Genomic DNA, 2,332 nt, shown 5'->3' on the forward strand with positions numbered 1-2,332 from the left:
CGGGCCGGACCCAACTGCCCCGCGCAGCCGACCGGCACCAGGACGTGAACACGATCAGTACACCCACCACCGGCCACCGGCCACGAGGAGCAGCACTGGGCGCGGGATTCCACCTCCACGCCCATGCCTCCCCACCACGGTGGGAAACGATCCCGGAAACTCAATCCAACTCAGGATCGCTTAGCTGATTAGAGACGCTTCCCCAGAAGGCCATCACCCCTCCCTGAAACCCTCAATCGGGCCATCGGTCAGACCCGGTGAACCCGTCGAAACACGCCTGGCCACCCTGGACGACCTCACGGGCATCGCCGCACGCCGCGGCCCCTTGTACGCCCTATAGACTGATATTCTCATCATAATCGATAAAACGGACTAATGCTCACGGAGTAACACTTGGCGCTCACGTTCCGCGATCCTTCGCATAGGGCTCCACGTCGCATGCACGAGCTACACCGGGTGCGGCGGGGAGCTAGAACCTTTATGTCACTTGCCCGCCCGGGTGAGTTGCCGCAATCACGATCTGTGCCGACGGTCGCCTTGCTGCTCATTGCGACGATCACGCTCATTGATTTTCAGGTGCCGCAGTCAGTTCATCTGGGCGACCTGCTGATCATGATGCCTGCGATAACCGCCTGGTACGCGAGCTCGCGGGCGACCGCACTGGTCACGATCACGGCCGTGTGGGCCCTGATGGCCGTCTGCCTGGTCCACGAGTCGGTGAACCCGCCACAGGTGGCTGCCCTGATTGCGGCCTCAGTGGCCGTCACGACCGCCCGATACCTGGCGGAACGCAGACAGCGAGAGCTGATCCAGGTGCGCGCAGTCGCCGAGACCGCTCAACGCGCCATACTCCCTCCCCTGCCCCACCGACTGGGACCCCTTCACCTGGCCTCGGTGTACCTGGCGGCCGAGGATGAAGCATGCATCGGCGGAGACCTGTACACGGCCGTGCGCACGCCCACGGGGACACGATTGATCATCGGCGACGTTCGCGGCAAGGGCCTGCCGGCGGTCGGCGCCGCTGCCCACATCATCGGCACGTTCCGCGACGCCGCCCGCCGGCTGGCCACCCTGCCGGAACTCGCCGCCTACCTGGATTCAGCCGTCCACAGCAACGGGCCCGAAGACGGGGAAGCCGAACAGGCCGAAGACACGTTCGTCACTGCCGTCATCCTCGAAATCCCCGACGCCGAGCCCCTCGTACGGAGCGTCACCTGCGGACACCCCCCGCCGCTACTCCTGCGTGCGAACGACGTCGTGACCCTGGAAGCCGGCCAACCCGCGCCCCCGCTGGGCCTGGGCGCATTGGCGCAAACCACCTACCACCTGGACACCTTCAGCCTACGTGCCAAAGACACGCTCCTCCTCTACACCGACGGTGCCATCGAGGCCCGCAATGCCGACGGCGCCTTTTACCCGCTCGACAAGCGGCTCATCCCTCAGAACTACCGCCAACCCGCGGCGCTCCTCGACCACATCCGCGGCGACCTCCTCAACCACGTCGGGGGACGGCTCGGCGACGACGCCGCCTTGATCGCAATCGAACGCCAGCTCGTTGTGGGTACACCACACGAGCGAGCCCCGGTTGACGGACAGACTGCCCGGCACCGCTATGCCGTCCGGAGCAGGGAATGGGATGCCCCTTGCGCGCGAAACCCAGTGGATGCGCCGACGCGACGGCAGCAGACTGTAGCTCAGGGTGCGCAGCCCTGAGCCCTCGGTCATATGTTAGGGCGCAATCGTCCACAAGCCCTCACGGCCGGGAACCGGCTGGACCGGGCAGCCGGTCGGCACGAGGTCCCAACGATCTGTACTCCCGTTGTCGCGGTCGTCCTCCACCGTCACCATGCCGAATACCTTGTGCGACAGTTCCCGGCCAGCTTCTTTCGCCGTGAAGTTCCCCGACATCTTCTTGATGGTGAAGTCGCGCTGCAGATAGACCTCCGGGCTTTCCTCGCCCGGCTCCTGGAAGAGCACGCCGACGGCGCTGGGCCGCCTGTTCTCATCGGCCACTACCAGGTCGCCGTCGAACTGGGCCTGCACTCGCCGGTCGCTGAGGTTCTCCAGCACCAGGACCTGCTGCAGCACGAGGATCGCTGGCAGTGGCGGAGCGATCCGCTCCCACAGCCCGTCATCGACCTCCCACGGCCTCCGCTGCCCCATGCGCCAGCCGGATCCATCGGATGCTGCTGAAGGCCTGTTGAACACGGCCGGCGCCGGAGTGTTCTGACTCCGGCCCTCTGGCCGGAAAATCACAGCAGCCGAGGGCATGCCGGTGCCTGCTCGGGGCTTGGGTGAAAGTGACTGGGCTTGAGCTGCAGCGGCTGGTCAG

At 65.9% G+C, this 2,332-nt stretch carries 2 protein-coding genes; one reads left to right on the forward strand and one right to left on the reverse strand.

Annotation, left to right across the window (positions count from 1 at the left end; genetic code table 11):
- The first annotated feature begins 480 nt into the window (after positions 1 to 480).
- Complete coding sequence (locus ACWDA7_RS52090) at positions 481 to 1,713, forward strand: PP2C family protein-serine/threonine phosphatase (RefSeq protein WP_450615145.1); 1,233 nt, start codon at positions 481 to 483, stop codon at positions 1,711 to 1,713.
- A gap of 15 nt (positions 1,714 to 1,728) precedes the next feature.
- Here the strand turns inward: ACWDA7_RS52090 and ACWDA7_RS52095 are convergent, their stop codons facing one another.
- Positions 1,729 to 2,163, reverse strand: a complete 435-nt coding sequence (locus tag ACWDA7_RS52095) for a hypothetical protein (RefSeq protein ID WP_450615147.1) — start codon at positions 2,161 to 2,163, stop codon at positions 1,729 to 1,731.
- Positions 2,164 to 2,332: the final 169 nt, after the last annotated feature.

The organism is Streptomyces sp. NPDC001156, assembly GCF_053598275.1.

Excerpts from the sequence above, each read along its gene's own strand:
- ACWDA7_RS52090 (WP_450615145.1), top strand. The coding sequence starts at position 481 with ATGTCACTTGCCCGCCCGGGTGAGTTGCCGCAATCACGATCTGTGCCG.
- ACWDA7_RS52095 (WP_450615147.1), bottom strand. The coding sequence starts at position 2,163 with ATGGGGCAGCGGAGGCCGTGGGAGGTCGATGACGGGCTGTGGGAGCGG.